This is a genomic window from Streptococcus sanguinis, assembly GCF_050225395.1.
In the GTDB taxonomy this organism is placed as follows: domain Bacteria; phylum Bacillota; class Bacilli; order Lactobacillales; family Streptococcaceae; genus Streptococcus.
In genome coordinates, this window is record NZ_CP071431.1 from 2,069,014 (window position 1) to 2,094,910 (window position 25,897).

At 46.0% G+C, this 25,897-nt stretch carries 27 protein-coding genes; 9 read left to right on the top strand and 18 right to left on the bottom strand.

All coding sequences use genetic code 11. The features are described 5' to 3' along the window. Positions 1-46 precede the first annotated feature (46 nt). Together J1C81_RS10045 and J1C81_RS10050 are read left to right on the top strand one after the other, a co-directional pair. Positions 47-1,225, top strand: coding sequence for a hydroxymethylglutaryl-CoA synthase (locus J1C81_RS10045; protein WP_002916040.1), 1,179 nt, complete (start codon positions 47-49; stop codon positions 1,223-1,225). Beyond that, on the top strand, positions 1,222-2,496 hold the full coding sequence (locus J1C81_RS10050) for a hydroxymethylglutaryl-CoA reductase, degradative (protein WP_002916042.1): 1,275 nt from the start codon (positions 1,222-1,224) through the stop codon (positions 2,494-2,496). Before J1C81_RS10045 ends, J1C81_RS10050 begins: the two co-directional genes overlap by 4 nt. Positions 2,497-2,536: 40 nt before the next feature. Here J1C81_RS10050 and fni read toward each other — a convergent pair whose 3' ends face one another. From fni to gla, 7 genes are all read right to left on the bottom strand, one after another. Continuing rightward, positions 2,537-3,544: a type 2 isopentenyl-diphosphate Delta-isomerase gene (gene fni / locus J1C81_RS10055; RefSeq protein ID WP_002916043.1), complete on the bottom strand. Its 1,008-nt coding sequence runs from the start codon at positions 3,542-3,544 to the stop codon at positions 2,537-2,539. After that, a complete protein-coding gene (locus tag J1C81_RS10060) occupies positions 3,525-4,544 on the bottom strand; it encodes a phosphomevalonate kinase (protein WP_002916044.1) in 1,020 nt (339 codons plus the stop codon). Before J1C81_RS10060 ends, fni begins: the two co-directional genes overlap by 20 nt. Further along, positions 4,534-5,481 carry a diphosphomevalonate decarboxylase gene (gene mvaD / locus J1C81_RS10065; RefSeq protein WP_002916045.1) on the bottom strand — a complete coding sequence of 316 codons (948 nt, stop codon included), beginning with the start codon at positions 5,479-5,481 and terminating at the stop codon, positions 4,534-4,536. Before mvaD ends, J1C81_RS10060 begins: the two co-directional genes overlap by 11 nt. Then, positions 5,463-6,341 (bottom strand): mevalonate kinase, encoded by an 879-nt coding sequence (mvk, locus tag J1C81_RS10070; protein WP_002916046.1) that lies wholly within the window; start codon positions 6,339-6,341, stop codon positions 5,463-5,465. Before mvk ends, mvaD begins: the two co-directional genes overlap by 19 nt. A 150-nt stretch (positions 6,342-6,491) precedes the next feature. After that, positions 6,492-7,427, bottom strand: a complete 936-nt coding sequence (locus J1C81_RS10075; protein ID WP_002916049.1) for a serine hydrolase domain-containing protein — start codon at positions 7,425-7,427, stop codon at positions 6,492-6,494. Then, a complete protein-coding gene (locus J1C81_RS10080) occupies positions 7,424-8,158 on the bottom strand; it encodes a CppA N-terminal domain-containing protein (RefSeq protein WP_002916051.1) in 735 nt (244 codons plus the stop codon). Before J1C81_RS10080 ends, J1C81_RS10075 begins: the two co-directional genes overlap by 4 nt. A gap of 235 nt (positions 8,159-8,393) precedes the next feature. Continuing rightward, complete coding sequence (gene gla / locus J1C81_RS10085) at positions 8,394-9,290, bottom strand: aquaglyceroporin Gla (RefSeq protein ID WP_002916053.1); 897 nt, start codon at positions 9,288-9,290, stop codon at positions 8,394-8,396. A gap of 104 nt (positions 9,291-9,394) precedes the next feature. On the opposite strand from gla, the gene J1C81_RS10090 reads away from it, so the two are divergent. Then, on the top strand, positions 9,395-11,683 hold the full coding sequence (locus tag J1C81_RS10090) for a Xaa-Pro dipeptidyl-peptidase (protein ID WP_002916054.1): 2,289 nt from the start codon (positions 9,395-9,397) through the stop codon (positions 11,681-11,683). An 80-nt stretch (positions 11,684-11,763) separates the two neighbouring features. Here the strand turns inward: J1C81_RS10090 and J1C81_RS10095 are convergent, their stop codons facing one another. Continuing rightward, complete coding sequence (locus J1C81_RS10095) at positions 11,764-12,177, bottom strand: hypothetical protein (protein ID WP_002896620.1); 414 nt, start codon at positions 12,175-12,177, stop codon at positions 11,764-11,766. A gap of 169 nt (positions 12,178-12,346) precedes the next feature. Between J1C81_RS10095 and J1C81_RS10100 the strand changes: the two genes are divergently transcribed. After that, the gene (locus J1C81_RS10100; protein WP_032906355.1) at positions 12,347-12,646 is read left to right on the top strand and encodes a YbaB/EbfC family nucleoid-associated protein; all 300 of its coding nucleotides are present in this window, start codon (positions 12,347-12,349) and stop codon (positions 12,644-12,646) included. 117 nt (positions 12,647-12,763) lie between these two features. Here the strand turns inward: J1C81_RS10100 and J1C81_RS10105 are convergent, their stop codons facing one another. Both J1C81_RS10105 and J1C81_RS10110 read right to left on the bottom strand, forming a co-directional pair. Then, positions 12,764-14,518 (bottom strand): glycerophosphoryl diester phosphodiesterase membrane domain-containing protein, encoded by a 1,755-nt coding sequence (locus tag J1C81_RS10105; RefSeq protein WP_002916059.1) that lies wholly within the window; start codon positions 14,516-14,518, stop codon positions 12,764-12,766. Between the two features lie 89 nt (positions 14,519-14,607). Then, positions 14,608-15,102 carry a DUF536 domain-containing protein gene (locus J1C81_RS10110; protein WP_002896624.1) on the bottom strand — a complete coding sequence of 165 codons (495 nt, stop codon included), beginning with the start codon at positions 15,100-15,102 and terminating at the stop codon, positions 14,608-14,610. A 269-nt stretch (positions 15,103-15,371) separates the two neighbouring features. On the opposite strand from J1C81_RS10110, the gene J1C81_RS10115 reads away from it, so the two are divergent. Together J1C81_RS10115 and J1C81_RS10120 are read left to right on the top strand one after the other, a co-directional pair. Then, the gene (locus tag J1C81_RS10115; RefSeq protein ID WP_002916062.1) at positions 15,372-16,547 is read left to right on the top strand and encodes an NAD(P)/FAD-dependent oxidoreductase; all 1,176 of its coding nucleotides are present in this window, start codon (positions 15,372-15,374) and stop codon (positions 16,545-16,547) included. 44 nt (positions 16,548-16,591) lie between these two features. Further along, positions 16,592-17,047 carry an 8-oxo-dGTP diphosphatase gene (locus J1C81_RS10120; protein ID WP_032909774.1) on the top strand — a complete coding sequence of 152 codons (456 nt, stop codon included), beginning with the start codon at positions 16,592-16,594 and terminating at the stop codon, positions 17,045-17,047. Positions 17,048-17,078: 31 nt separating this feature from the next. Here J1C81_RS10120 and J1C81_RS10125 read toward each other — a convergent pair whose 3' ends face one another. The 8 genes from J1C81_RS10125 to J1C81_RS10160 all read right to left on the bottom strand — a co-directional run bounded on the left by J1C81_RS10125 (position 17,079) and on the right by J1C81_RS10160 (position 22,435). Next, complete coding sequence (locus J1C81_RS10125; protein ID WP_002916066.1) at positions 17,079-17,819, bottom strand: MerR family transcriptional regulator; 741 nt, start codon at positions 17,817-17,819, stop codon at positions 17,079-17,081. 104 nt (positions 17,820-17,923) lie between these two features. After that, entirely contained in the window at positions 17,924-18,670 is a 747-nt protein-coding gene (locus tag J1C81_RS10130; protein WP_002916067.1) for a class I SAM-dependent methyltransferase, read from the bottom strand. 122 nt (positions 18,671-18,792) lie between these two features. Further along, positions 18,793-19,131 (bottom strand): AzlD domain-containing protein, encoded by a 339-nt coding sequence (locus J1C81_RS10135; protein WP_002916068.1) that lies wholly within the window; start codon positions 19,129-19,131, stop codon positions 18,793-18,795. Continuing rightward, the gene (locus J1C81_RS10140) at positions 19,121-19,816 is read right to left on the bottom strand and encodes an AzlC family ABC transporter permease (RefSeq protein WP_002916069.1); all 696 of its coding nucleotides are present in this window, start codon (positions 19,814-19,816) and stop codon (positions 19,121-19,123) included. Before J1C81_RS10140 ends, J1C81_RS10135 begins: the two co-directional genes overlap by 11 nt. 9 nt (positions 19,817-19,825) lie before the next feature. After that, positions 19,826-20,836, bottom strand: coding sequence for a tRNA (adenosine(37)-N6)-threonylcarbamoyltransferase complex transferase subunit TsaD (gene tsaD, locus J1C81_RS10145; protein WP_002916071.1), 1,011 nt, complete (start codon positions 20,834-20,836; stop codon positions 19,826-19,828). After that, on the bottom strand, positions 20,826-21,278 hold the full coding sequence (gene rimI / locus J1C81_RS10150) for a ribosomal protein S18-alanine N-acetyltransferase (RefSeq protein ID WP_002916072.1): 453 nt from the start codon (positions 21,276-21,278) through the stop codon (positions 20,826-20,828). The genes tsaD and rimI overlap by 11 nt, the downstream gene beginning before the upstream one ends. Beyond that, positions 21,275-21,961: a tRNA (adenosine(37)-N6)-threonylcarbamoyltransferase complex dimerization subunit type 1 TsaB gene (gene tsaB / locus J1C81_RS10155; RefSeq protein WP_002916074.1), complete on the bottom strand. Its 687-nt coding sequence runs from the start codon at positions 21,959-21,961 to the stop codon at positions 21,275-21,277. Before tsaB ends, rimI begins: the two co-directional genes overlap by 4 nt. A gap of 9 nt (positions 21,962-21,970) precedes the next feature. Next, entirely contained in the window at positions 21,971-22,435 is a 465-nt protein-coding gene (locus J1C81_RS10160) for a MarR family winged helix-turn-helix transcriptional regulator (RefSeq protein WP_000225125.1), read from the bottom strand. 132 nt (positions 22,436-22,567) lie between these two features. Here J1C81_RS10160 and J1C81_RS10165 point away from each other — a divergent pair, with 132 nt between their 5' ends. The 3 genes from J1C81_RS10165 (at position 22,568) to rnjA (ending at position 25,884) form a co-directional block, all read left to right on the top strand. Beyond that, complete coding sequence (locus J1C81_RS10165; protein ID WP_002903702.1) at positions 22,568-23,620, top strand: SDR family oxidoreductase; 1,053 nt, start codon at positions 22,568-22,570, stop codon at positions 23,618-23,620. 347 nt (positions 23,621-23,967) lie between these two features. Beyond that, positions 23,968-24,198, top strand: a complete 231-nt coding sequence (locus tag J1C81_RS10170) for a DNA-dependent RNA polymerase subunit epsilon (protein ID WP_002896634.1) — start codon at positions 23,968-23,970, stop codon at positions 24,196-24,198. 3 nt (positions 24,199-24,201) lie between these two features. Further along, positions 24,202-25,884 carry a ribonuclease J1 gene (gene rnjA / locus J1C81_RS10175; RefSeq protein ID WP_002916075.1) on the top strand — a complete coding sequence of 561 codons (1,683 nt, stop codon included), beginning with the start codon at positions 24,202-24,204 and terminating at the stop codon, positions 25,882-25,884. Positions 25,885-25,897 lie beyond the last annotated feature (13 nt).

The following is a 25,897-nucleotide window of genomic DNA, read 5'->3' on the forward strand; positions in this document are numbered from 1 at the left end:
AGTTTTCGGAATATACTAGAATAAAAGGATTTAAAGAGGTCTTATAATGACAATCGGAATCGACAAAATCGGTTTTGCGACCAGTAATTATGTCTTAAAATTAAATGATTTAGCGGCAGCCCGTGGGACTGACCCAGACAAGCTTAGCAAGGGGCTCTTGCTCAAGGAACTAAGCATTGCTCCTCTGACTGAGGATATTGTTACCTTGGGAGCGGCGGCAGCAGAACCCATCCTGACAATAGAGGACAAAGAAAAGATTGATATGGTCATCGTGGCTACTGAGTCAGGGATCGACCAGAGCAAGGCGGCAGCCGTTTTTGTCCACGGCCTTTTGGATATCCAGCCTTTTGCCCGCAGCTTTGAAATCAAGGAAGCCTGCTATGGAGCTACTGCTGCACTGGACTATGCCAAGCTCCATATCGAAAAACATCCAGACAGCAAAGTTTTGGTGCTAGCTAGCGACATTGCCAAGTATGGCATTAACACACCTGGCGAGCCAACTCAGGGAGCGGGAGCTATTTCTATGCTGATTAGCAGCAATCCCCGTATTCTTGCTTTCAATGATGATAATGTAGCTCAGACACGCGATGTCATGGATTTTTGGCGCCCAAATTACTCGACAACACCTTATGTCAACGGCCTCTATTCAACCCAGCAGTATCTGGATAGCTTAAAGACAACTTGGACGGAGTACCAGAAGCGCCACAAGCTAGCTCTCAAAGATTTTGCGGCCTACTGCTTCCACCTGCCTTATCCAAAACTGGCCCTTAAAGGCCTCAATAAAATCATGGATAAAAGCCTGCCCCAAGAGCAGCAAGACCAGCTTAAGGAAAACTTTGAAAAGTCAATCCTCTACAGCCAAAAAGTTGGAAATATCTATACAGGCTCCCTCTTCCTAGGCCTCCTGTCTCTTTTAGAAAACTCTGACAACCTCAAGGCTGGCGATCGGATTGCTCTCTTCGGCTATGGCAGCGGAGCTGTGTCCGAGATTTTCAGCGCCAACTTGGTCCCAGGCTATGAAGAACACCTTTCGCGGACACGCCTAGAAGAATTAGACCAGCGTCAGGCTCTTTCCATCGCAGACTACGAGCGCATCTTTTTTGAAGAAGCTGAGCTGGATGCGGAGGGCAATGCCAGCTTCTCTGGCTATGAAGACCAAAGCTTTGCTCTGGCGGAAATTGCAGAGCACCAGCGCAAGTACATCAAAGTTGAGAAATCATCATGAAAGTAAACTGGACTGGATTTTCCAAAAAAACTCCTGCTGAACGGCTGCAGATGTTGAAAGAAAAGGGGCTTTTACAAGATGAACATTGGCAGCTGCTAGACAGTCAGCAGACTTTGCCTCTGGAAACGGCCAACCAGATGAGTGAAAATGTACTGGCCACTCTGGCCCTGCCCTACTCTCTAGTGCCAGACTTTTTGGTGGATGGCAAAAGCTATCAAGTTCCTTTTGTGACAGAAGAGCCATCTGTTGTAGCAGCGGCTAGCTTTGCGGCTAAGATTATCAAACGGTCAGGTGGATTTGAGACCGAGGTTCACAAACGCCAGATGATTGGGCAAATCGCCCTCTATCAGGTTGATAAGGTCGACCAAGCCATCAAAGATGTTCTCAGAAAAAAGAAAGAGTTGCTGGAACAGGCCAACCAAGCCTATCCATCAATTGTTGCCCGTGGGGGCGGAGCTAGAGATCTCTGGCTGGAGCAAAAGGATGACTTCCTTATTTTCTATCTATCTGTGGATACGCAGGAAGCCATGGGAGCCAATATGCTCAACACTATGCTGGAAGCTCTCACCCTTTCTCTGGAAGAGCTGACTGGTGGTAAGGGTCTGATGGCTATCCTATCAAACTATGCAACAGATAGCCTGGTAACAGCCCGCTGTGTCATCGACTATCGCTTTCTCAGTCGGGATAAGGCTGAGGCGGAACTTCTTGCGGATAAAATACAACTGGCTAGCAAGCTAGCCCAGGTCGACCCTTACCGAGCAGCTACCCACAATAAAGGTATCTTTAATGGTATTGATGCTTTGGTGCTGGCTACTGGAAATGACTGGAGGGCTATAGAAGCTGGCGCTCATGCCTATGCCAGCCGAGAAGGAAGCTACCGCGGCCTCTCTACTTGGACTGCGGACCCAGACAAACGCCAGCTTCATGGTCAGATGACCCTGCCCATGCCTATTGCAACTAAGGGAGGCTCCATCGGCCTCAATCCCACAGTGACAGCCAGCTTTGACTTGCTGGGGCAGCCTCAGGCCAAGGACTTGGCTTCCCTCATCGTTTCAGTCGGATTGGCACAAAACTTCGCTGCCCTCAAAGCCCTTGTCAGCACTGGCATCCAAGCCGGACACATGAAATTGCAAGCCAAATCTTTAGCATTACAAGCTGGAGCCCAAGGCGAAGAAATCGCTGCTGTAGCCAATCGCTTAACAGCCAAGAAGACTTTCAACCTCGCTACTGCTCAAGAAATCCTAGCTGACTTACGAAAACAGGACAAGTAAAAAGGCCATTGATGGCCTTTTTTGTATGACTTTATGCTATTTATTGAATCTGTTCATGAGCTTCTTTTAGCCGACCGTAGAGTAGATAGGGTACACTCTTTAATTCTTGCAAGTTTCGGCAGGACAGGGCGCACATGATGAGGCGCAGATCTGATTTCCAGCCCTCTACAATATCAATAACCTCTTCCACAGAGTGATTTTCCACCAAGTCCAGCATGGCACGAGAGAGGCCAACCGACTTGGCTCCTAAGACCAGAGCTTTGATTATGTCTAAAGGATGGCGGACACCTCCACTAGCCAAGAGTTCAACCTCATCGCGAAGTGGTTGAAGAGCTAGCAGGCTTTGCAGAGTAGATTGTCCCCAATCATTGAGGTAGTCACGATTGCCACCCCGCTGATTTTCAATATAAGCAAAGCTAGTGCCGCCCCGGCCGGAAATATCAAAAGTCTGAATCCCCAAGGAGCGCGCTTCTTCGACAGTAGAGCGATCCATGCCAAAGCCAACTTCTTTAAGAATTAGGGGAATATCCAGTCGCTGACTATAATCAGTCAAGTGCTGGCGCCAAGAGCGAAACTCCCGCTCGCCCTCTGGCATCAGCAATTCCTGCATGAGATTGACATGGACCTGCAAAAAGAGGGGATGCAAATCAGCTACTGCCTGCTGGGCGGCTTGATAAGGCTTGTCCAAGCCGATATTGGTAGCCAGCAATAAATTAGGCCGACCAGTCGCCACCTGATAGGAAGGATCAGAAGGATTCTTCAAGGCCGCGCTGTAAGAGCCAGTCACAAAAAGAAGGCCACAACTTTCAGCTACTTGAGCCAACTTTTCATTAATCTGACCGCCTTTGTGGCTGCCGCCAGTCATGGCATTGATGTAAAAAGGAAACTCCCAGTCACGGCCTGCAAAGTGAGTAGATAGGTCAATCTCTGCCAAATCATACTTGGGCAGAGAACGGTGAACCAATTCCATTTCATCAAAACTGTTGTAACCCGGACGCTGCTCTAAAGCGTATTTGATATGGTCGTCCTTACGATTCTGGCTCATCATGACCCATCCTTTCTCTGTATAATAGCTCAATGCCAGCTTCTTGCCAGGCTTGAATTAGTTGCTTGCTAGATGCGGCATCAAAGCTGAGAGCAATCCCGCAGTCACCACCGCCGGCACCACTGCTCTTAGCCACACAGTTCAGTCCCTCTGCCGCTTCTTTTAAGACTTTCAGCCTGTCTGTATAAATAACCGGACTGAGTGTTTCTAATAGCTGACTAGCCTTTTCCAAACTGGACTGAATAACGGGCTGCTCTCCTGCTAATAAAGCTCTCTCCAAAGCATCAACCTGCGTCCTACTGCCTGTCAAAAAGGACTCTGAAATAGCTGACTTGACCTGATTGACCAAGTCCTTAGAGATAGCCGGCTGCTTGGTCCAACCAACTAGAAAATCCATGGCTAAGCAAGGCTTAATACTGCGAATTTCAAAACCCCAATCCTCTGCTAGTAATTGCTGTAAATCAACTTTGTCCATACGCTTGCGGACCAGCTCTCTATCAAAAGATCGGTAGTAAATCAGGTCTTCATAAGCAATGCAGGCTAGATCTCCCATGGAACCATTGTCCCCGCGCTTGAGGAGAACGTAAGAAGCCAGCTTAAAGAGTAGCTCTGGCTCTAAGTCCAGCTCATAAAGGGCTGCCATGGCCTTGATGGTCAGAATAACAACACTACCGCTGGAGCCAATCCCGAACTTCTTGCCTTTTCTCTCCATCTTGCCACTAATCTTTAGAGAAAAAGGCTGAAGTTGGAAGCCTAAGATCAATAAATAAGTGTTCATAACTCCTATCGTCTCCTGAATCAAGGCATAATCAGGATCTGGCTCTAGGTTAGAGCTGTGTTCAAACATATCTGATGTCAAGTGATAGTCAGGCGCTGTCTGGATTTCTCCCGTCATATAGATTGGGATGGCCTTGATAATGGCTGGCTGACCGGCCGTCAGCACTGCATATTCACCCGCCAGATAGAGCTTGCCGCAGGTTTGGACTCTTGCACTAGCCTTCATCTGACAAGTCCTTTGTTTTGGAGACGATAAGCCGGTAGTCCTTCTCAAAAATAGCCACCAGATGGTCTAGGTCTTCCTCCAAGCAGAGCACCTTGACATTTGGTCCCGCGTCCATGGTAAAGTAGCAACGCTCGCCCTGCTCCCGCAGCTTTCTGACAGCATCCATAGCTTGGTAAGACTCCTCTGTCAGATAAGAAAAGGGCGGATAAGCTTTCTCTGTCGTGGCATGCATCCGAAGAGCATTTTCTTCCGTCAGCTGGCCCACCTTGACAAAATCATTGTCCCGTAAATAACCCAGCATAGCCTGATAATCCAAGGCAGACTGGGTAATCCAATCTGGGAAAATCGTGGAAGTTTTAGCACAGAGCTCCATACCGTCGCGGCTGGAAATGGGCTTTTTCTCATCGTGCAGAACCAACATAATCATGGCTAGCTTCAAATCCGTCTTGACTGGATAAATGACCCCACTGTCCTTATCCCAGGCCGCTAGCGGACCAAAGAAAGACCGAGCAGAGGACCCTGAAGCAAACTTGGCCAACTGAGCCAGCTCTTGCGTCTGATAGCCCGTCTGAAAATAAGCATTGCAGGCCTTGACTAGAGCAGATAGACCGCTAGAGCTGGAAGACAGCCCTGCTGCAGTTGGCATATTATTGCTGGTATCAACGCGGACAAAACCATCTTCTGGAGAGCGGAAACGGTCAATAATCTTACTGATTTTGGCATGTTCTGCCGGGCTTTGCAGCTGACCGTCAATATAAAACTCATCTCCAGTCGCTGAATCCGGCAAAGGACTCAGCTGCGTCTCGGTATACATATTTTCCAGTGTCAGCGAGATACTGCTGGTAGACGGAATCATCTTTTCTGCATCTTTCTTCCCCCAATATTTGACAATTGCAATATTGGCATAGGATTTGACACTTACAGGCTTTCGATCCATGTGTTAATGGCCCCTTTCTCTCTCAGTAAGGCGGCTAAGGCCTCCGCCTGATTTTTTTCTCCTACAAGAGCAATGACACAGCCACCCAGACCGCCGCCACTCATTTTAGCACCCAAAGCTCCATTTTCAAGAGCTACCGCTACCAACTCATCCGCTTTCTGGCAAGACACTCCTAGCTTGTCTAACTTCTCATGAGCCTTGGTCATAGCTTGCCCCATTGTCATCAGGTCCTTGATAGAAATAGCCTTCTCAAGGATTTTCGTTAAATTCCCCAATTCCTGCAGCAAAGGCAAAGCCTTTTGACCCTGACTTTCTACAGCACGGATGGCTTCGCGGGTATGACCGTGAATACCAGTATCTGCAATGACTAAAAAGGCATCCAGATTTAGCTCAATCTCGCTGAAACCGAAATTGCGGATGAACTTAATAGCTACATCGCTAAGGCAGGTCTTGGCATCAAGCCCGCTGGGATTCATATGGGCAATCATCTCAGCCCGATTGGCTAGAATCTCCAGTGTCTGGTCATCCAGCTCTTCCTCAAAGTAGTCAAAGACCGCCCGAATAGCTGCAATACTAACCGCGGCTGAAGACCCCATTCCCCTCTTCTCAGGGACCATGGACTCCACCTGACAGCGAATCTTAGCCCCTTGCCGACCGAGATGTTCTAGACAGGCAAAAACAGCCATAGACAGCGTATCCTCAGCATAGAGGGTCCAGGCCCGCTCAGACGGAAAGACCTGACAGGTCACTTCAATGCGATTAAGAGGCAGGGAAATGGCCGGATAGCCGTAGACCACCGAATGCTCTCCCATTAAAATAATTTTACTATGTGCCTTGCCGACACCGATTTCTTTTGTCATATTCTTCTCTTGTCTGTAGATTCTCTCTATCTTATTTTAATATACTTTGGCAAAAAAAGCGATTTTTATTGAGAGAAAATCACTGGGGCTAAAGACCGATATTTATATAGGCAGACACGATAAAACTCCGGGGCTTGCAGCCGGAGTCTTTTAAAGTTCTCTTCTTATCAGGTCCATCAGCTGGTTACGGTCTAAGATCCATTGAGCCCGCTCGTCTTTTTCATAGGTCCGGTTGGATAGGAAAATAGCCGCCTTTTGCTCCTTACGATTATACATGATAAAGGTTCCTGTGTAGCCAGTGTGATCCAGCCAGCTGCCCTCCAGATTCCAAGCTAGACTGCGTCTTTTGCCAGGCTCTTTGGAAAAATTCTGGGTCAGATTGGCCGCAAAGTCATCCTGCAGATAATGTTCCAGAAATATTTCCAAATCCCTGAGACTTGAAAATAAGCCAGCACTACCAGAATGGATGCCTAGAACACGCGCCTTGGGATCATGAACCTGACCATCCTTGACACCGCGAACGGTCGGCACAGCTCCTGGAACTGGCCCAAAACCTGTCTCAGTCAAACCCCAAGGCTGGAAAATCTGACTTTGAAAAATCTGATCCAAGGCCTGACCGAAGATCTCTTCCAGCATAAAACCCAAGAGCAGAAAATTCACATCCGTATAGCGAAAGGTCTTATCTTCAAGCACTGTCAAATGATTGAGTGCTTCTTTCAACTTGGGAGCTGTCAGCTGTTCACGATTAGGAATAAAGGGATCTAGTCCTGATGTGTGGGTCAAGAGCTGACGCAAGGTCACATCTTCTTGATGAAAGGCCGGATAATAATGCTGTAAGGGCAAATCCAGTTCCAGCTTGCCCTGCTCATACAAAAAGGCTGCCAGAGTACCAACTCCGACCACCTTGCTGACGCTAGCCAGGTCATAGACCAAACCCGCTTGAGTGGCCTTTCCTTCTTGCGGATCAGCTAGACCAAAGTAGAATTCCTGCCACTGGCCAGCTTGATACAAGGCCAGACTAGCACCGGGATAGATACCGTCTTTTAGCTGTTCTTTGATTTTACTGATGATGTTTTCTAGAGTCATGCTTCAAACCACAATTCAATCTTACTAAAATCCTGACTCAGCAGGAACTTATCTGACTTAGGTACAAAGACCTCGTGTCCTTCAAAGATAGGACGCAGCGCAGCGGTTTCTAAACGATTGACTTGAGCTTTGAGCATAGTCAAGTCCCAAGTTAGGGCATTGTCTGCCTGCAAGTCTTGTCCCTCTGCTTCTGCAAAGGTCAGGAAATCCAGCGCATTTTCAATCTTGCTGTAAAATTCTTGGGCTGCATTGGCATCAGGCACACGAATTTCTACTGTCTCTATCTCAAATTGACTAAGACCGATGAAGTCCTCTTGCTTTTCAAATTCAGGCGCCTCCGCCACTTCTTGAAGATTTGTTCTATTCTCTTCTGCATGCAGGAGAACTAGGTCACCCTCTGGTGACAGAGCTTCAAAAGCATAGCCTTTCTCTCCTTGATACAGCTTAGTCCAAGCAGGCTTTTGGGCCAATAGAGACTCGATTTCTTTAGCATCTGCAACCTTGACAACGATTCTGGCTAATTTTTTAGGACCTTTTACTCGCCGCGACCGCATACTGGGTGATTCTTCCAACTGCAGTTTCTCTGTCTTAGTCTGATCACCCAAGGACAGAAAAGCAGCTTCCTCTAAAAGGGCCTTCATGCCCAGCTGATTTACGAAAAATTCTTGATTTAAATGACGATTATTGATCTTTAATACAGGGATAATTCTAATAATATGATTCGCGCTCATAATTCCTCCAAACCATTTTATTGTAATGGATTTTCATCTTTTTGACAAGAAATTATGCGCAAATAAACAATTTTTAAAACAAGAAGGCCTTGGATTTATTGGTAAACGGTCTGAGCAATGCCCCTTAGAGACAGTGAAATAAATATAAAATTGCCAAACTTGCATCTGCATCTTTACCTTCTCTGTCGTTCGAAAAAAGAGTTGAGGAAATCCCCCCAACTCTGATTTTATGTGCTTATCCGTAGATTGTTTTAAACAAGAGAACCGCTGTGATACCTGCAAGAATCGGTGCCACAACTGGAACCCAAGAATACCACCATTTTGAATCACCCTTGTGTTTGCCCAAAACAGATTCTGGCAGGATGAAGTGGAGGATACGAGGTCCGAGGTCACGAGCTGGGTTCAGTCCTGGTCCAGTAGGGCCTCCCAGTGAGGTTACCAAAGCCATTACCAAGAAACCAAGTGCCAAGTGAGCGACTGCTGATGAAGCATTGGTTGCTTGAGCAAAGGTATTATGCACCGCCTTATCCAAATCAGCTTCTGCTATTTTTTGACCAACTTGAGCCGCTTGTAAAGCTTGTTGCTGAACATTTGACTCAATAATTGATTTTAGCTCTGCACCAAAATGAAGTTTTGTCAAGCCTAGAGCAGCAAAGAAAAGAACAAAAGAACCAACAAATTCATTGATAAAACCATTGAACAAGGCTGCTTTGCGTGATTCAGGTGTGCCATGGTCTAAGCTAGAGATGGTAGAGAAAGTACCTAAGATATTGTTAGGATTTTCAGTTTTCAGATAGTAAGGACGGTGGGTCGCAACGACCAAGGCCTGTCCGAAGATAGCTCCCAAAATCTGCGCTGCAATGTATGGCGCAACCTGTGCCCAAGGGAAATAACCGCTGACAGCCAGTCCCAAAGTAAAGGCAGGGTTGATATGGTTACCGGACACATTACCAAACATCAAAGCTGGAATCATAACCCCCATGCCGTATCCGACAGCGATGACTAACCAACCGCTCTGATGTCCCTTAGTTCCTTTTAATTCAACGTTGGCAACAGCTCCGTTCCCCAAGACAATGAGGATAGCTGTTCCTAAAAATTCTGTGGCGTATTTAACGACCCATTCGAAATCCATTTAGTGATACTCCTTAAATATTTTTTAGACAAAGTCTATTTTATCAAGTATAATGGATAATGTAAAGGTCATTTTTTATAAAAATAAGAAAAAGAGGGAAGAATATGCGTTTTAATCAGTATAGTTATGCAAAAACGAAACGGGAAAATATGTTGATAGAATTAGCTGAATTAGGCTTTTTTTATGACAGCAATCGCTCTGATAAGGAAAATCTTGAAGATTTTCTCCGCACCAGCTTTTTCACTTATAAAAATACAGATTATCCCTTGAAATCCTGGGCTGCTGACAGCCAAACAGACCTGCTGAGCTTTTTCCAGTCTGACAGAGAACTGACGGCGTCTGTTTTTTACACTGTGGCCTTTCAGCTGCTTGAGTTCTCGCCCTTTATTGATTTTACAGATGTTGAGGCCTTTCGCAAAGAAACGGGCTTTCCCATTACATTTGGAGACTTGTTGGAAAATCTCTACCAGCTGCTCAACACTCGGACAAAAAATGGTAACCTCTTAGTTGATAAGCTAGTCAGCGAGGGGTTGATTCCTGAGGACAATACCCACCACTACTTCAACGGTAAGAGCCTGGCAACCTTTTCCAGCCACGACGCCATCCGAGAGGTGGTTTACGTAGAATCACGCGTGGATACTGATCAAGACGGTCGTCCGGACCTCATCAAGGTCAGCATTATCCGTCCTCGTTACCAAGGGAAAATTCCGGCCGTCATGACTGCCTCTCCTTATCATCAAGGAACCAACGACCCCGCCAGCAACAAGTCGCTTCACGATATGAATGTGGACTTAGCAAAAAAAGAACCCCATCAAATCACAGTACAAGATCCTGAGCTTAAATTGCTCCAACTGGATTCACCGGCTCCTGCCCAAGAAGTCTCTGAAGCCGAGGAAAAATTAGGTCATATCGGCACCTACACGCTCAATGATTACTTGCTGCCCCGTGGCTTTGCCAATCTCTATGTGTCTGGCGTAGGAACTAAAGACTCTGAAGGACTGATGACCAGCGGCGACTATCAGCAGATCGAAGCCTATAAGAACGTTATCGATTGGCTAAACGGCCGCTGCAGAGCCTTCACCGACCACACACGCCAGCGGGAAATCAAGGCTAGTTGGTCCAACGGAAAAGTGGCTACGACCGGTATCTCCTATCTAGGCACTATGTCCAACGGGCTGGCTACGACTGGCGTAGACGGATTGGAAGTCATCATCGCCGAAGCTGGGATTTCTTCTTGGTACAACTACTACCGCGAAAACGGCCTTGTCACAAGCCCTGGCGGCTATCCAGGAGAGGATTTTGAATCCCTGACCGAACTGACCTACTCCCGCAATCTGAGAGCTGGTGACTACCTGCGCAACAACGAGGCTTATCAGAGAAGCCTAGAGCAGCAGCGCAAAGACCTAGACCGGCAAACCGGAGATTACAATCAATTTTGGCATGACCGCAACTACCTGCTCCATGCAGATAAGGTCAAGGCTGAAGTCGTCTTCACCCATGGCTCTCAAGACTGGAATGTCAAGCCTCTCCATGTCTATAATATGTTTCGGGCCTTACCGCCCCACATCAAAAAGCATCTTTTCTTCCATAACGGTGCCCATGTTTACATGAACAACTGGCAGTCCATCGACTTCCGTGAGTCTATCAATGCTCTGCTGAGCAAAAAACTGCTGGGATATGAATCAAACTTCGAACTGCCAGCAGTCATCTGGCAGGACAACAGCCAAGCTCAAAACTGGCTGACCTTGGAAGACTTCGGTGGACAAGAGCAGAAACTTCATTTCCAACTAGGCCAAGACTGCCAATCTATCAAAAATCAATACCCAGAAGAAGACTATAATCGCTTTGCTAAAAATTACCAAAGCTTTAAGACTGAGCTTTTTGAAGGTAAGGTCAACCAGATTACTCTGGACTGGACCTTGGAAAAGGACCTCTTTCTCAACGGAGCGACCCAGCTCAATCTTCGCCTCAAATCCAGCACCGATAAGGGATTGATTTCTGCTCAATTGCTGGACTTCGGACTAGCTAAGCGACACACACCAATTCCTACGCCTATTGAACCTAGAGTCATGGACAACGGCCGCTACTATATGCTGGACAATCTGGTTGAACTGCCCTTTGCCGAAACGCCCCATCGCGTCATCACCAAAGGTTTTCTCAATTTGCAAAATCGAACCAATCTACTGAGCGTCGAAGAAGTCACTCCTGACCAATGGCTAGAATTTTCCTTTGAACTGCAACCAACCATCTATAAGATGAAAAAAGGCGACCAACTGCGCCTCGTCCTCTACACTACAGACTTTGAGCATACCGTTCGTGATAAGACTGACTATGAGCTGACGGTAGATTTGGAGAAGTCTAGTCTGGATTTGCCGACTATGACATCACATTAATAAAAGAAAAAGGCGCTGAAATTCAGCGCTTCAGATTGAAGACAAAGTCCTAAGAACAGAAGTTTCTAAGGGCTTTTCTCTTATTGTAGATTGAGATATTCCTCTGCATATTTTTTATAATCTGGCTTTTCCTTGCGGTTCATAGCAAAGAGCATACTGCCTGTGAGATAGTCATCGTCTGAGTCAGGAATTAGCATAATAGCAATGTTTTTATCTTTCTCAGGAAAGACGATAGAAAATGTTCCGCCATTATCTTTCCGAGTCAGGCCGTAATAACTCACTCCATTCTTAAAACCAACTGCATTTTGAGTATACTCATACTCTTCTTCGTTGACAATAATGGTCTTGTCTTTTATTTCAATGGTCTTTTGTTCACCGCTAGCATCCTGTACATTCCATTTTCCCTGAATTTTGGGACTGCCACTGCAGCCAATTAGGATGAAGAGGGATGAGAGCACTACTAACAGCAAAGCTTTTATCTTCTTGTTTTTCAAGTTTTCTTCTCCTTGGTATATAGATTCATGACCATTCTACTATAAAGGCTAAATTTTTGTCAAACCTCTTAGAAATCTTCTTCTTGCCACTTTTCCAAAAAATGATATAATTTGAAGAGTGAAGATTACCAAGGGCTTAGCCCTTGCGAGAGAAAGGAAAGAAAATCTTATGATGAACATGCAAAGCATGATGAAGCAAGCACAAAAGCTTCAAAAACAAATGGAAAAAGGACAGGCAGAACTAGCTGCAACAGAATTTACCGGCAAATCAGCTCAAGACTTAGTCGTTGCTAAACTGACAGGCGATAAAAAAGTAGTCAGCATTGACTTCAATCCAGCCGTTGTGGATCCTGAAGATTTGGAAACTCTGTCAGAAATGACTGCGCAGGCCCTGAATCACGCGCTGGCTCAGATTGATGAGGCCACTCAGAAGAAAATGGGCGCTTTTGCAGGTAAATTGCCATTTTAAGCAAGGTAAATAATCTCTCAACTTAACTAAACATAAGTTAAGAGATATTCGAACCAGCAAAAAGGACTGAGAATTCTCAGTCTTTTTTTGATTTATAGTCGTTTCCTCACCAGTCCACTACACAAAATTAAGTAAATCCGCTGCCTTACTCATCAAAAGTAGGGCATAATCGGGATTGTTTTGCAGTTCCTTGATAGAGCTCTGCACCAGCTCCAAATCGTCGGTAATCATGCCGTCAACACCCAAGCGGAAGGATTTGCCAATGCTGTCTGCATCATTGATGGTCCAGTCATAGAGTTGCTTATCCGTCGTCCAAAGCTTATCGACAAAGTTTTCATCGAGGGTCGAGTACTCCATCGTATAGCCAGAAGCCTGTGTCCGTGGGAAAATAGTATTGTAGGGCAGGATAAAGAAGGTCGGTATGCTCTCATCATACTGGACTGTCTTGTCAATAACCTGATAATCCAAAGACTGAATCTGATGGCCATAAACCTTGATGTTGGCTCCGTATTGGCTAAGGAAACGGTCCATCATATCGTCTGAGTCCAAGCTGCTGGTCTTGATTTCTATCAAGAGTCTCTGGCCCATCTGATTGGCTCGTTTGAGATAAGCATCAAAACTGGAAATTTTGGCAGTGTGTCCATTTTCTGAAATATCTAAAGCCGTCAGCTCTTGCAGAGTCAGCTCTTGCGGTCTGGCATCGACGCCGGCCAAGGCTTTTAGATTGGCATCGTGCATCATGACAAACTGGCCATCCTTGGTCTCCTGTACATCCATTTCGATATAATCTGGCTTGAGCAGGGCGGTTTTCTCTAGCGACTCAACCGTATTCTGGACACCATTTCCCTGCGAAACGCCACGATGCGAGATGGTCAGAGGGACGTTTTCCAAGGGCAGATTGAGATAGACAAATCCTTCAAGGGCAAAGACAGAACTAGTGACCAAAAGGATAAACCAGCGCATGAGAGGCAAGCCTTTCCTGTAGCGATACTCAGACAGTCTGCTGTCTGTCAGAAAAGCCACAAACTTAATCAGAAAGTAGGCTACCATGAAGTAATAAGCCAGCTTGATGAGGCAGTAATTGACAACCGCTGCTGTCAAGGCTATCTGATTGGACTGGCCATCCGCATACTGCTGCAACACTAAAATCGGAATGCTGCTTAAAAGAAAGAAGAGAAAGCTCTTGGCCAGTATCCAAAAGAGCTGCCAAGTATAGCGAATCAAGTGCCCCTTGGTCTTCTCCAAACTATACCGAATCGCGTCTCGTAGGCGGAAATGCTCAAAAAAGAGCTTGGGCAGGGCAAACATTAGTCGGACAGCTATCAAAAAAAGCAGAAAACCTAAAGCATAGATTGATAATTTCATCCATAAGGCCGTCTTGAGATAGGTCACGATAAATTCTGGAATCAGAATTTTATTTAAGTAGTAGATTTTGAGAATTTGCCGCAGAAAGGGAAAGATAAAGCCCATATACAGTGCAATAAAGAGGACCTTGCTGGGTCGGGCGTAGCGAATCAGCGAGCCGCTGTCTTTGAAACTTTTCTTAATAAACTGAAAGGCGCTGCGTTCTTCCTCGTCCAGAAGATTGCGGAGCCCCATAAATATCAGTCCAATCTGAAAATAAGCGATAAAGAGATTGGCCGCAAAAAGCGCTAGAAAGGCTAAGCCAACCCAGACATTTGAAGTCAGAACCTTTAGGGCATTCGTATAAGATAAGAAGAGGTATCCTGTCTGCTTGAGCAGAGTCTCTGCTACAAAGGAGTTGAAAGGCACCCAGGCCAGCTCCATGAGCATAAAGACTGTGAAAAAGAGCAACAGAATTTTATCAAGATTACGATAGAGACGTAAAAGTCCCAGTCTTTGTGATTTCATTTTCCTCCTTTATTTGTGAACGATACAAAACTTGCTAAAAAGCGATTCTTATTTAAAACAAGGTTGAGACAGATGTCCCAACCTTATTTTTATTTTCCAAATAAACGTGCCCAGAAGCCCTTGCTTTCCTGCTCCTGCACCTTTTCCTTGGCTTCATCCAACTCCAACAGCAAGGTTTCACGCTCATTCATAGCCTTAGCTGTCAGCTGCTGCTGCTGGTCCAGCTGCTTGTCCTTTTCAGCAATCTGGACATCCTTGATGCGCAACTGCTCATCTTTCTTAGCCAGCTGGCTATCCTTGGCTTTAAGCTGTTCATAGAGACGCACAATCTCAGCATTTTTTTCGTCCACCAAGATTTCCATCAGCTCGCGTTGCTTCACATCTTCGCTAACAGGTTCATCTTCAAAAATAGTTTTCTTATAAATCTCTTCCAGCTTAATCAAGCCGCTGCGGGTCACCACCGTGACTCCTTTTTCATTCTTTTCCGTATCTTCTGGCGGCAGTGCCTTGACACGATTGTTAATCGCCTGGCGGCTAACTCCAAGAATCTCGGCTAACTCGCTGACTGTCTTTTCAATTGCCATAATTTCCTCAAAAACTTTTTCTAGTTTGTAGATACCTAAATCTTATCATATCAAGCCTTAACTGTCAAATTTCACAATATTTTTTGAGCCTGACTCCTATCTTTTCACCCCCTTTTTGTGATACAATGAGACAGATTAAGTGACTTAAAAACGAATAAGATACCACAGCCAAAATAAACAGGTAAGCAATGGCTAACTCCTAGATAATAGTAGCTGATAAAAAACTCAACATAGTCTTAGCCAAACTTATCTCTGAAAGGAAATCACAAATGAAGCATTTCGACACAATCATCATCGGAGGAGGACCGGCTGGCATGATGGCTGCCATTTCCAGTTCTTTCTACGGACAGAAGACCCTGCTCCTTGAGAAAAATAAACGATTGGGCAAGAAACTAGCTGGTACAGGTGGTGGCCGCTGCAATGTGACCAATAATGGAAACCTAGATGACCTCATGGCCGGTATTCCTGGCAACGGGCGCTTTCTTTACAGTGTCTTTTCTCAGTTTGATAACCATGATATCATCAACTTTTTTACAGAGAACGGCGTCAAACTCAAGGTTGAAGACCACGGACGTGTTTTCCCTGCGACAGACAAGTCCCGCACCATCATCGAAGCTTTGGAAAAGAAAATTGCAGAGCTGGGTGGCACTGTCATCACCAATACCGAAATCGTCTCCGTCAAAAAAACTGATGAGCTTTTCACCGTCAGATCCAGCGACCAGACTTGGACCTGCCAGAAATTGATTGTGACGACTGGTGGTAAGTCCTACCCTTCAACAGGCTCGACAGGCTTTGGTCACGATATTGCCCGACACTTCAAGCACACGGTGACTGACCTGGAAGCTGCTGAAAGTCCTCTTCTGACTGACTTTCCTCACAAAGCGCTTCAGGGGATTTCGCTGGACGATGTGACCCTCAGCTATGGCAAGCATGTCATCACCCACGACTTGCTCTTTACCCACTTTGGCCTATCAGGTCCGGCAGCTCTGCGCTTGTCTAGCTTTATCAAGGGTGGAGAAACCATCTTTCTGGATGTCCTTCCTCAGATGAGTCAGCAGGATCTGGCGGACTTTTTAGAAGATCATCGGGAAAAATCTCTGAAGAACTGCCTGAAAATCCTCCTGCCCGAGCGAATGGCAGACTTTTTTGCCCAGCCCTTTCCTGAGAAAGTCAAACAACTCAATCTCAGTGAAAAAGAAGCCCTCATCAAACAAATCAAAGAACTGCCCATCCCTGTCACTGGCAAAATGTCCCTGGCCAAGTCCTTTGTAACCAAGGGCGGCGTCAGCCTCAAAGAAATCAATCCCAAAACTCTAGAAAGCAAACTCGTTCCCGGCCTCCACTTTGCTGGAGAGGTCCTAGACATCAATGCCCACACGGGCGGCTTCAACATCACATCTGCCCTCTGCACCGGCTGGGTGGCAGGAAGCTTGCATTATGAGTGATGACTCATATTTATCCATTCAGGTCAAACAAAAGGAATAAGCAAATGAATCGACTAGAAAATGTAGAATTCGTCAACATGTGCATGATTTATGACGGAGAAAAAGTTCTCGTACAAGAACGAGTCAAGTCTGACTGGCCCGGCATCACTTTTCCTGGCGGGCATGTAGAGCGCGGAGAATCTTTTACCGATGCAGTTATCAGAGAAATCAAAGAAGAAACTGGATTAACCATATTCAATCCTCAACTTTGTGGCATAAAGAATTGGTATGATGATAAAGATTTTCGTTATGTCGTCCTGCTCTACAAGACAAAGCACTATTCCGGTGTGCTGCAATCCTCAGACGAAGGAAAGGTCTGGTGGGAAGATTTTAAAAATCTGTCCCATTTAAAGCTGGCAACAAGTGACATGTCTGATATGCTGCGTATTTTTTTAGAAGACGATTTAAGTGAATTCTTTTACTATAAAGACGGTGATGACTGGCTTTATGACTTGAAGTAGAAATAAATAGGCTAGGAAATTCCTAGCCTATTTATTTCGCATTTGTCCGAACATAAGCAGCAATCACATCTGCTGTGTACTGGGCAGTTCCTGATCCAAATTGATCGATATTCTTCTTGAATTCTGGATTGTGGACATAGCCCTGACCGATTTGGGCAAAGACTTGCAGTGAGCAGTCAAAACCGTAAGTGCGAATGGCTTGTAAGAGACGCGCTGCCTGCTCTTGATTTTCTGCTGCTTCAATCGGCAAGCCTTGTTGCATATTCTCTGCCAGACTTTGAAAAACTTGATTGAAGGCTGCGGCAGATTCTTCTTCCCGTCCATTTTGACGAGCCAATGCTTCTGACATGACTTCTTGACCGTATTCTTCGACAGCACCTTGATGGTATTTGTGATTGTCTTCGTAGGTAAAACCTGCGAATTTTTCTTTCATTGTCATCTTTCTTTCTCCCTTTTCATCTTGGATGGTTTTTTGCAAGGTGGAAATCAAGGTATCCAAGCGGTCTCTTTCCTGCTGCAAATACTCTAACTGCCTAATCAGATGAGGCAATAAGGCCTGATCATCCTGAGTCAGCAGCTCTGCTATTTTCTCCAAAGAAAAACCCAGATACTTATAGTAAAGGATAACCTGCAACCGCTCTAAATCATCTTGGCTGTATGTCCGATAGCCATTTTCTGATTTGGCGGGTACTAAAAGTCCGATTTTGTCGTAATGATGCAGGGTTTTGACAGAGACTCCCGAAAGCTGCGCAGCTTCTTTGATATGGTACATGATAGACCTCCTTACCACTATAGTATAAGCCCTGACCTAAGGTCAGGGTCAAGCTTTTTTAGAAATTTTTTTAACCGCCTTAGAGTTTCCAAAGCGGCTAGTATTTATTTGCGAGAAACCATAGCAATAAAGCCCAGTTTTTCTTGATTCTTTTGGAACATCTTAAACATCTTCATAAACTGGCCGTAGTTTTCTTTTTTAAGGGCATTGAAGCAGATTTTCAGTGTGCCGCCCAGTCCTTCGTCATAAATCATACCTCGAAGACTCAACAAAGTCATTTCGCCGACAAAGGTGTCTACACGGTCAAAAGCATGAGAACGTGCCAGCTGAATCCAAGAACCTTCTGTCAGAGGCCCCACATTGACATTAATCGCACGAGATAGCTCTTCCCGGACATTCTCATCTCTTTGTTTGAGCATAACATCGTGGGTAAGGAGCACTCCGCCTGGCTTCAGCACCCGGTAGTACTCATTCATACATTTGGCTTTTCCCTTCTCCGTCTGCATGGTCAGCATGGCTTCATTGATAACAATATCAAAAGAATTGTCATCATAAGGCAGCTTCATGGCATTAGCCTGCTCAAATGTGACGAGCTCACCAACACCAGCCTTATCGCTGGCAAGTTTAGCTTGATTCAGCGCAGCCTTATCCAAATCAACCGCATTAATCTGGCAGCCATATGTTTTAGCCAGCTCGATTGTTGTGGTCCCCATATTGCAGGCAACCTCTAGAACTTTCTTATCGCTGGAAAACTGCCCCTGCTCAATCAGCCAGTCGGTTGCCAGCTTACCACCGGGACGAAGCCGTTTCTTTCCTAATTTTGCTAAAAATTTATGACCTGCTTCTGCCATTTCCGAACCTCCATAATTTTGATTGGTTCCATTATAGCATAAAATATTATATTTTCAGATAATTCTTGGAATTTAGCAAAAAAAAGACCGAGTCGACCGATTCAATCTGTCTTGTATCTTCTTTACAAGCCAAGAAATCCCGCCAGATAGCGCAGCAAGGCCACCAAGACTACACCAAATACAACAGTTGTAATTAAGTTCTTATACTTAAAAGCCACATAGCTAGTCGGAAAAACGGCCATTAAATCCAGCCATTTAAAGCTCGGCAACTGACTTATTTTAGCATTGGTGACACTGGATAAAATAAGGGCAAAGATAATGGAAACTGGCAGATATTTGAGGAAACGCTCTACCATGAGCGGAAGCCCCTTGTATTTGACTAGGATAAAGGACAAAACCCGCGGAATCCAAGTGACCAGGGCTGACAAAAGAATAGCTAGCAAAATATATTTACTTATCATCCAAAAGCACCCCCACTGTACAGCCTAGCAAGGTTGCAAAAAGCACCACCAGCGAATTTTGAAGCAGCATAGTTAGGACTAAGTAGGCAAGGCCCACCACGCCCAAGACGAAAAAGAGCTTCTTTATCTTGACCCGTCGCAGCATGATTGTAAACTGAGAAGAGAAAATGCCAATAAACATGGCGACTAGGGCAAAGTCCAGGCCGAAGCTCTCAGGATTGGGCAGAAGGGCACCGAGGGCAGTTCCCAAAATAGACCCCAAAATCCAAGCAGTATAACTCATGAAATTGTTACCCATCATCCAGCTAGCAGCGATTTCCTCTATATGTGCCCGCTCTCCCATCAAGACTCCATAAGATTCATCCGTCAAAAAAGAGCCAATGACAATATTCTGCATCAAGCTAGACTTACGAAAAAGAGTTGATGCATGCAGACAGAGCAAAAGATGCCGGATATTAATAAGAAAAACAGTCAGTGCGATGGCCAAGACCGGCGCCTGCTGGGCAAATAAACCAATCATGGCAAACTGGGCACTGCCTGCATAAACCAGAATACTCATCAGTCCCATCTCCAAGGGATTCATATAGGGCGCCGCCATGATGCCGCAGGCTAGACCAATCCCAATATAGCCCAGAGCCGTTGGCACCGCCGCTTGTGCCCCTTGTTTAAATGTCTGTCCTCGCATTCTTCTCCTTTACTCCATGGTTTCAAAAGCCAGACTTGGCTTAGCATTGAGGTCCAAACTGGCAAAATTCTCCTTGTTCCATTCACTGACACTAGCATAAGCAATCATACCAGCATTGTCACCGCAGAGGCGAAGAGGCGGAATAATCACCTTCACATCCTGAATCTCAGCTGCCAAGCGTTCTCTCAGGCCTTGATTAGCCGCAACACCGCCCGCCACGACTAGAGTCTTGACTGGATATTTTTCCAGGGCTTTTTTAGTCTTGGCCATGAGAATATCCATGACCGCTGCCTGAAAGCTTGCTGACAAGTCTTGATTAGACAAGACCTCTCCTTTTTGCTGGGCATTGTGATGCAAGTTGATAAAGGCCGACTTGAGACCGGAAAAAGAAAATTCCAGATTGTCTTCCTTAATCATGGCCCGCGGAAAATCATAAATATCCTGTCCCTCATGAGCCAGCTGATCAATCTCCCGGCCTGCTGGATAGGTCAGCCCCATGACTCGACCGACCTTATCATAGGCTTCACCGACCGCATCATCGCGAGTTTCCCCCACAATCTTATAGTCACCAGCCTGACTAACATAGACCAGCTCGGTATGGCCGCCACTGACCAAGAGAGCCAGCAAGGGAAACTCTAAAGGCTCCACGCTCTGTGCTGCCATCAGGTGTCCAGCCATGTGATTGACCGGAATCAAGGGAATATCATGAGCCCAAGCAAAAGACTTGGCTGCTGCCAAGCCGACCAAAAGCGCCCCAACCAGACCAGGACCATAGGTGACGGCCACCGCTGTGACCTGCTCCTCGCTAATCCCTGCTTCTGCCAAGGCCTCCTCAATGCAAACCGTAATGACCTCCACATGGTGGCGACTGGCAACTTCTGGTACCACTCCGCCAAAACGCTTGTGGCTCTCAATCTGGCTGGCAATGACATTGCTCAAAAGCTCCGTCTCATTCTTCAGAACCGCCACACTGGTCTCGTCACAAGACGTCTCAAAAGCTAAAATATATCTATCTTTCATGGATCTCTCTTTTCATGATAATCGCATCTTCCACCGGCGCATGGTAGTAGGACCTCCGCCGCGCGATTTCTTCAAATTTTTCTTTTTCGTAAAATAGCAGAGCTGGCCTGTTCGACTCTCTCACTTCGAGGAATATTTCCTTGTCGGCAGGCAAAAAGTCAAACAAGGCTGTCGCGATTTTCTGCCCCTGATAGTTAGGCAATACAGCAATCTGCAGAACTTCTGCTTCAAAGTCTGTATCCTGCCAGACTAAAAAGCCGACAAGCTGACTCCCATCTTCTGCCAGCGCACATCTATTCACATTCGAGAGCAGGACCTCTTCCAATTGACCCACAGTCCAAGGGCTGACCTCATAGACAGCAAGTAAGAGCTGTTCCAGCTCTTCTGCCAGAACTGCCGCGTCCACATCCGAGTTAGCGCTCCATTTTCTCATCTCAATCATAGGCGCTGAATGTAAGAATCACTGGATTCCTGATGGGTCTTGAGCCAATTTTCCTCAGCCTCTACCCGTTTGAGGTAGTTAGGAACAAAGTCATGAATGGACTGGGCTGGCAGGTCTAGACCGAGACGACCAACAGCTGCTGCGTCTGGTAAGGTCGGCTGAATGGCAGCCTGAGGAAGAGCCGCTTCAATCTGCTCCACAAAAGCTGTCGTTTCTCCGACAAAGGTGACCGGCTGGTTAGCAGCGACAGCTATTTCCAAAACCTCTGCCAAAGGTAGATGAGCTTCTGGCCGTACAGCCTGACCAGACTGGTAAAAGCCAGCATAGACATTATTGCGGCGGGCATCCATGACAGGAATGACCAAGCCTTCCGCCTGCTCTGGGACTAAAGCCAGCAGACTAGACACACCGACCAGCTCAATCTTGAGGGTATGAGCCAGAGTCTTGGCTGTCGCCACCGCAATTCTCAGACCTGTGTAGCTGCCCGGACCCTGAGCAACTACGATACGATCCAAATCCGTCGGCTTCATGTCCAGACTATTCATCAGAAAATCAATAGCCGGCATCAGGGTAATGCTGTGGTTTTTCTTTATATTTAAAGTCATCTGCGCCAGCAAGGTCTCGTCCTCTAAAATCGCGAGCGTCAGCGCCTTACTTGACGTATCAAAAGCTGCAATCTTCATGCTTATCCTCTATTTTTCCTCTTGCCGCCAAAGTGAGCGGCGTTTTAATTTGTCTTCGTAGAAACTATCTACCAAAAATTCCTCTAAAATCTGGCTAAAAGCCTCCAAATTAGGCACTTGCTGCGCCAAGTGTTTTCCAAAAATCGCTTCTTGCTCAGCAATCTTGGGCAGCAAATCCGCTCCAGCAGCAGTCAAGCTCAAGCGAGAACTGCGCTTGTCCTTGCTAGAAATTTCCTTCTTGACCAAGCCTTTTTTAATCAAAGCCTGCACCAAGCGACTAGGGCTTTTTTCCTCACAAATCAGGGATTCCCCCAAGCCCTTGAGAGACAGCGGAGCATGTTCGCCCAAAACGAGCAAGACCTCGCTTTGATTGGGCGTAATTCCCAAAGGCTCTAGCAACTTCCCATATTCTCTCGTCGCTAAGCTCTCTGCACTTCTAAACAAATAGCCAAATCGAATTCCTTCTGCTACCACGCTGCTCTCCTTTCAAAAATCACTTCTATACTATTTTACACTAGATTAGGTAAATTGTTGACAATTTTAGTTAAAAAATATAAAATCTTAAATAGATGATATATCATCTATTTGCAAAAGGAGGAAAAACGGATGACCCCAAACCCTACAAATCAAAAACCAGCTAGAACAATGACCCACGCTTTTGTGACTGGTGCGACCGGTCTTTTAGGAAATAATCTCGTGCGTGCTCTGCTAAAAGAAAACATTCAAGTGACCGCTCTCGTTCGCTCCGAGGAAAAAGCGCGCAAACAATTTGCCGACCTGCCTATCCAGATTGTCAAGGGGGATATTTTAGAGCCCGAAAGCTATCGTGACTATCTAGCAGGCTGCGACAGCCTCTTTCATACCGCTGCTTTTTTCCGCGATAATTATAAAGGCGGCAAGCACTGGCAGGAGCTCTACGACACTAATATTATAGGCACAAATAACCTCCTAGAAGCTGCTTACGAGGCTGGTATCCGCCAATTTGTCCATACTTCCTCCTGTGTCGTACTGGAAGGTGAGGCCAATCAGCTAATCGATGAAAGCATGTCTCGCTCAAAAGATACTCCTTTTGATTACTATCGCAGCAAGATTTTGAGTGAAGAGGCCGTTCGTGATTTCTTGGACAAGCATTCAGATGTTTTCGGTTGCTTTATCTTGCCGAGTGTAATGTTGGGTCCTAGAGACCTTGGTCCGACCTCCAGTGGGCAGCTGATTATCAATTTTGTAGAGCAAAAACTTCCAGGTATCTTAAAGGCTAGCTATAATATGGTGGATGCTAGAGATGTAGCAGATATTCATCTCCGCGCCATGAAATACGGACGCTCAAAGGAGCGCTATCTGGCAGTTGGACGGCAAGTGACCATGACAGAATTGTACCAAATACTGGAAAAAATCACTGGCGTTCCCGCCCCCAAGCGCAAGATCTCCCCTCTTTTCGTCAAAATCTATGCCCAAGCAAGTGAGCTCTACCACCGGCTCACCAAAAAACCAATTTTGGTTACCAATGAGCTCGCTCATCTCATGGCCGAAGAATATCTCAAAAGTAATTTTAGCTTTGCCAAAACCGAGAGCGAGCTAGGCGGACAGCATCGCCCTCTCGAAGAAAGCTTAGCTGACGTGGTAGATTGGTACCGCAAGCACGGCTATTTCGCCAAATAAGCAGCCCTCAAAATCAAGTGACCAAATGTTCAGCGCTTGATTTTTCTTTTTGTCAAGCCGCTTTGGCTGAAAAACCGTCTCTGAAATTCACCGTCCCGACTTGCTTCCTAAGCTCATTCTATGGTATAATTACAATAATAATTAAACATCAGGTCAATTTCATTACTCTTACTTTTCCATAAGATACAAGGCTAAAACAGCATTTTAGCCTCTTCATTTGAGTAAGCCCTATCAGAAGTCACAGCAATCGCTCACTTTCCATTTATCATTTTTAATTTATCATGTGAAGAAATGCGCTAACGCCTGCCTTCTTTTATTTTTTAGACCTTATCACAGAAAGGAATCTTATGATTTACAAAGTTTTTTATCAGGAAACAAAAGAGCGCAGCCCGCGCCGTGAAAAGACACGCGCCCTCTATTTGGATATTCAAGCTGACAGCGAGTTGGAAGGTCGCATTCAGGCTCGTAAGCTCATCGAAGAAAATACCCCTTACAATATTGAATTTATCGAGCTCTTGTCTGACAAACACCTCGAATACGAAAAAGAGTCAGGCACTTTTGAATTGACGGAGTTCTAACCCATGGCATATACCTTAAAACCCAAAGAAGTTGGCGTTTTTGCGATTGGTGGGTTAGGCGAAATCGGTAAAAACACCTACGGGATTGAATACCAAAATGAAATTATCATCGTAGACGCCGGCATCAAGTTCCCAGAAGACGACCTGCTAGGAATTGACTATGTCATTCCTGACTACTCTTATATCGTGGAAAATATTGACCGCGTAAAAGCTGTCCTCATCACCCACGGGCACGAGGACCATATCGGCGGTATTCCTTTCTTGCTCAAGCAAGCCAATGTTCCTATCTATGCTGGTCCTTTGGCTCTTGCTCTCATTCGCGGCAAGCTAGAAGAGCATGGTCTATTGCGCGATGCCAAGCTCTATGAAATCAATCAAAACACAGAACTGCAGTTCAAGCATCTGAAAGCTACTTTCTTCCGGACAACCCACTCTATTCCAGAGCCTTTGGGAATTGTCATCCATACGCCGCAAGGTAAGATTGTCTGTACCGGTGACTTCAAGTTTGACTTTACACCAGTCGGAGAGCCGGCCGACCTGCACCGTATGGCCGCTCTGGGCGAAGAAGGCGTTCTCTGTCTCCTATCTGACTCGACCAATGCTGAAGTTCCGACCTTTACCAATTCCGAAAAAGTGGTCGGGCAGTCTATCATGAAGATTATCGAAGGCATCCACGGACGGATTATTTTCGCCTCCTTTGCTTCAAACATCTTCCGACTCCAGCAGGCAGCAGATGCTGCTGTTAAGACCGGTCGTAAGATTGCGGTCTTTGGCCGCTCCATGGAAAAGGCTATTGTCAACGGGATTGAGCTGGGCTATATCAAGGTTCCCAAAGATACCTTCATCGAGCCAAATGAACTCAAGGACTATCCAGCTGGCGAAGTGCTGATTATGTGTACCGGAAGTCAGGGTGAGCCGATGGCAGCCCTGTCCCGGATTGCCAATGGTACCCACCGTCAGGTTCAGCTGCAGCCAGGAGATACAGTCATCTTCTCATCTAGCCCTATCCCTGGTAATACGACCAGCGTTAACAAGCTGATTAACATCATTTCCGAGGCTGGTGTAGAAGTGATTCACGGTAAGATTAACAACATCCACACCTCTGGACACGGTGGCCAGCAAGAGCAGAAACTCATGCTTCGCTTGATCAAGCCTAAATATTTCATGCCAGTCCATGGTGAATGCCGTATGCAAAAAGTCCATGCAGGTCTAGCCGTTGATACTGGAGTACCAAAAGACAATATCTTCATCATGAGCAATGGTGATGTGCTGGCTCTGACAGCTGACTCAGCTCGTATTGCCGGCAGCTTCAACGCTCAGGATATTTATGTTGATGGGAACCGCATTGGTGAAATCGGAGCTGCAGTCCTGCGCGACCGTAAAGACCTGTCAGAGGACGGCGTTGTCCTGGCTGTCGCGACGGTTGATTTTGAGTCCAAGATGATTTTAGCCGGTCCAGATATTCTCAGCCGTGGCTTTATCTACATGCGCGAATCAGGTGACCTCATTCGCCAAAGCCAGCGCATCCTCTTCAATGCCATTCGCATTGCACTCAAGAATAAAGATGCCAGCGTCCAATCTGTCAGCGGCGCTATCGTCAACGCCTTGCGTCCTTTCCTCTACGAAAGCACCGAGCGCGAACCGATTATCATTCCGATGGTGCTTACACCAGACGAAGACAACTAAAAAATAAGCTTTG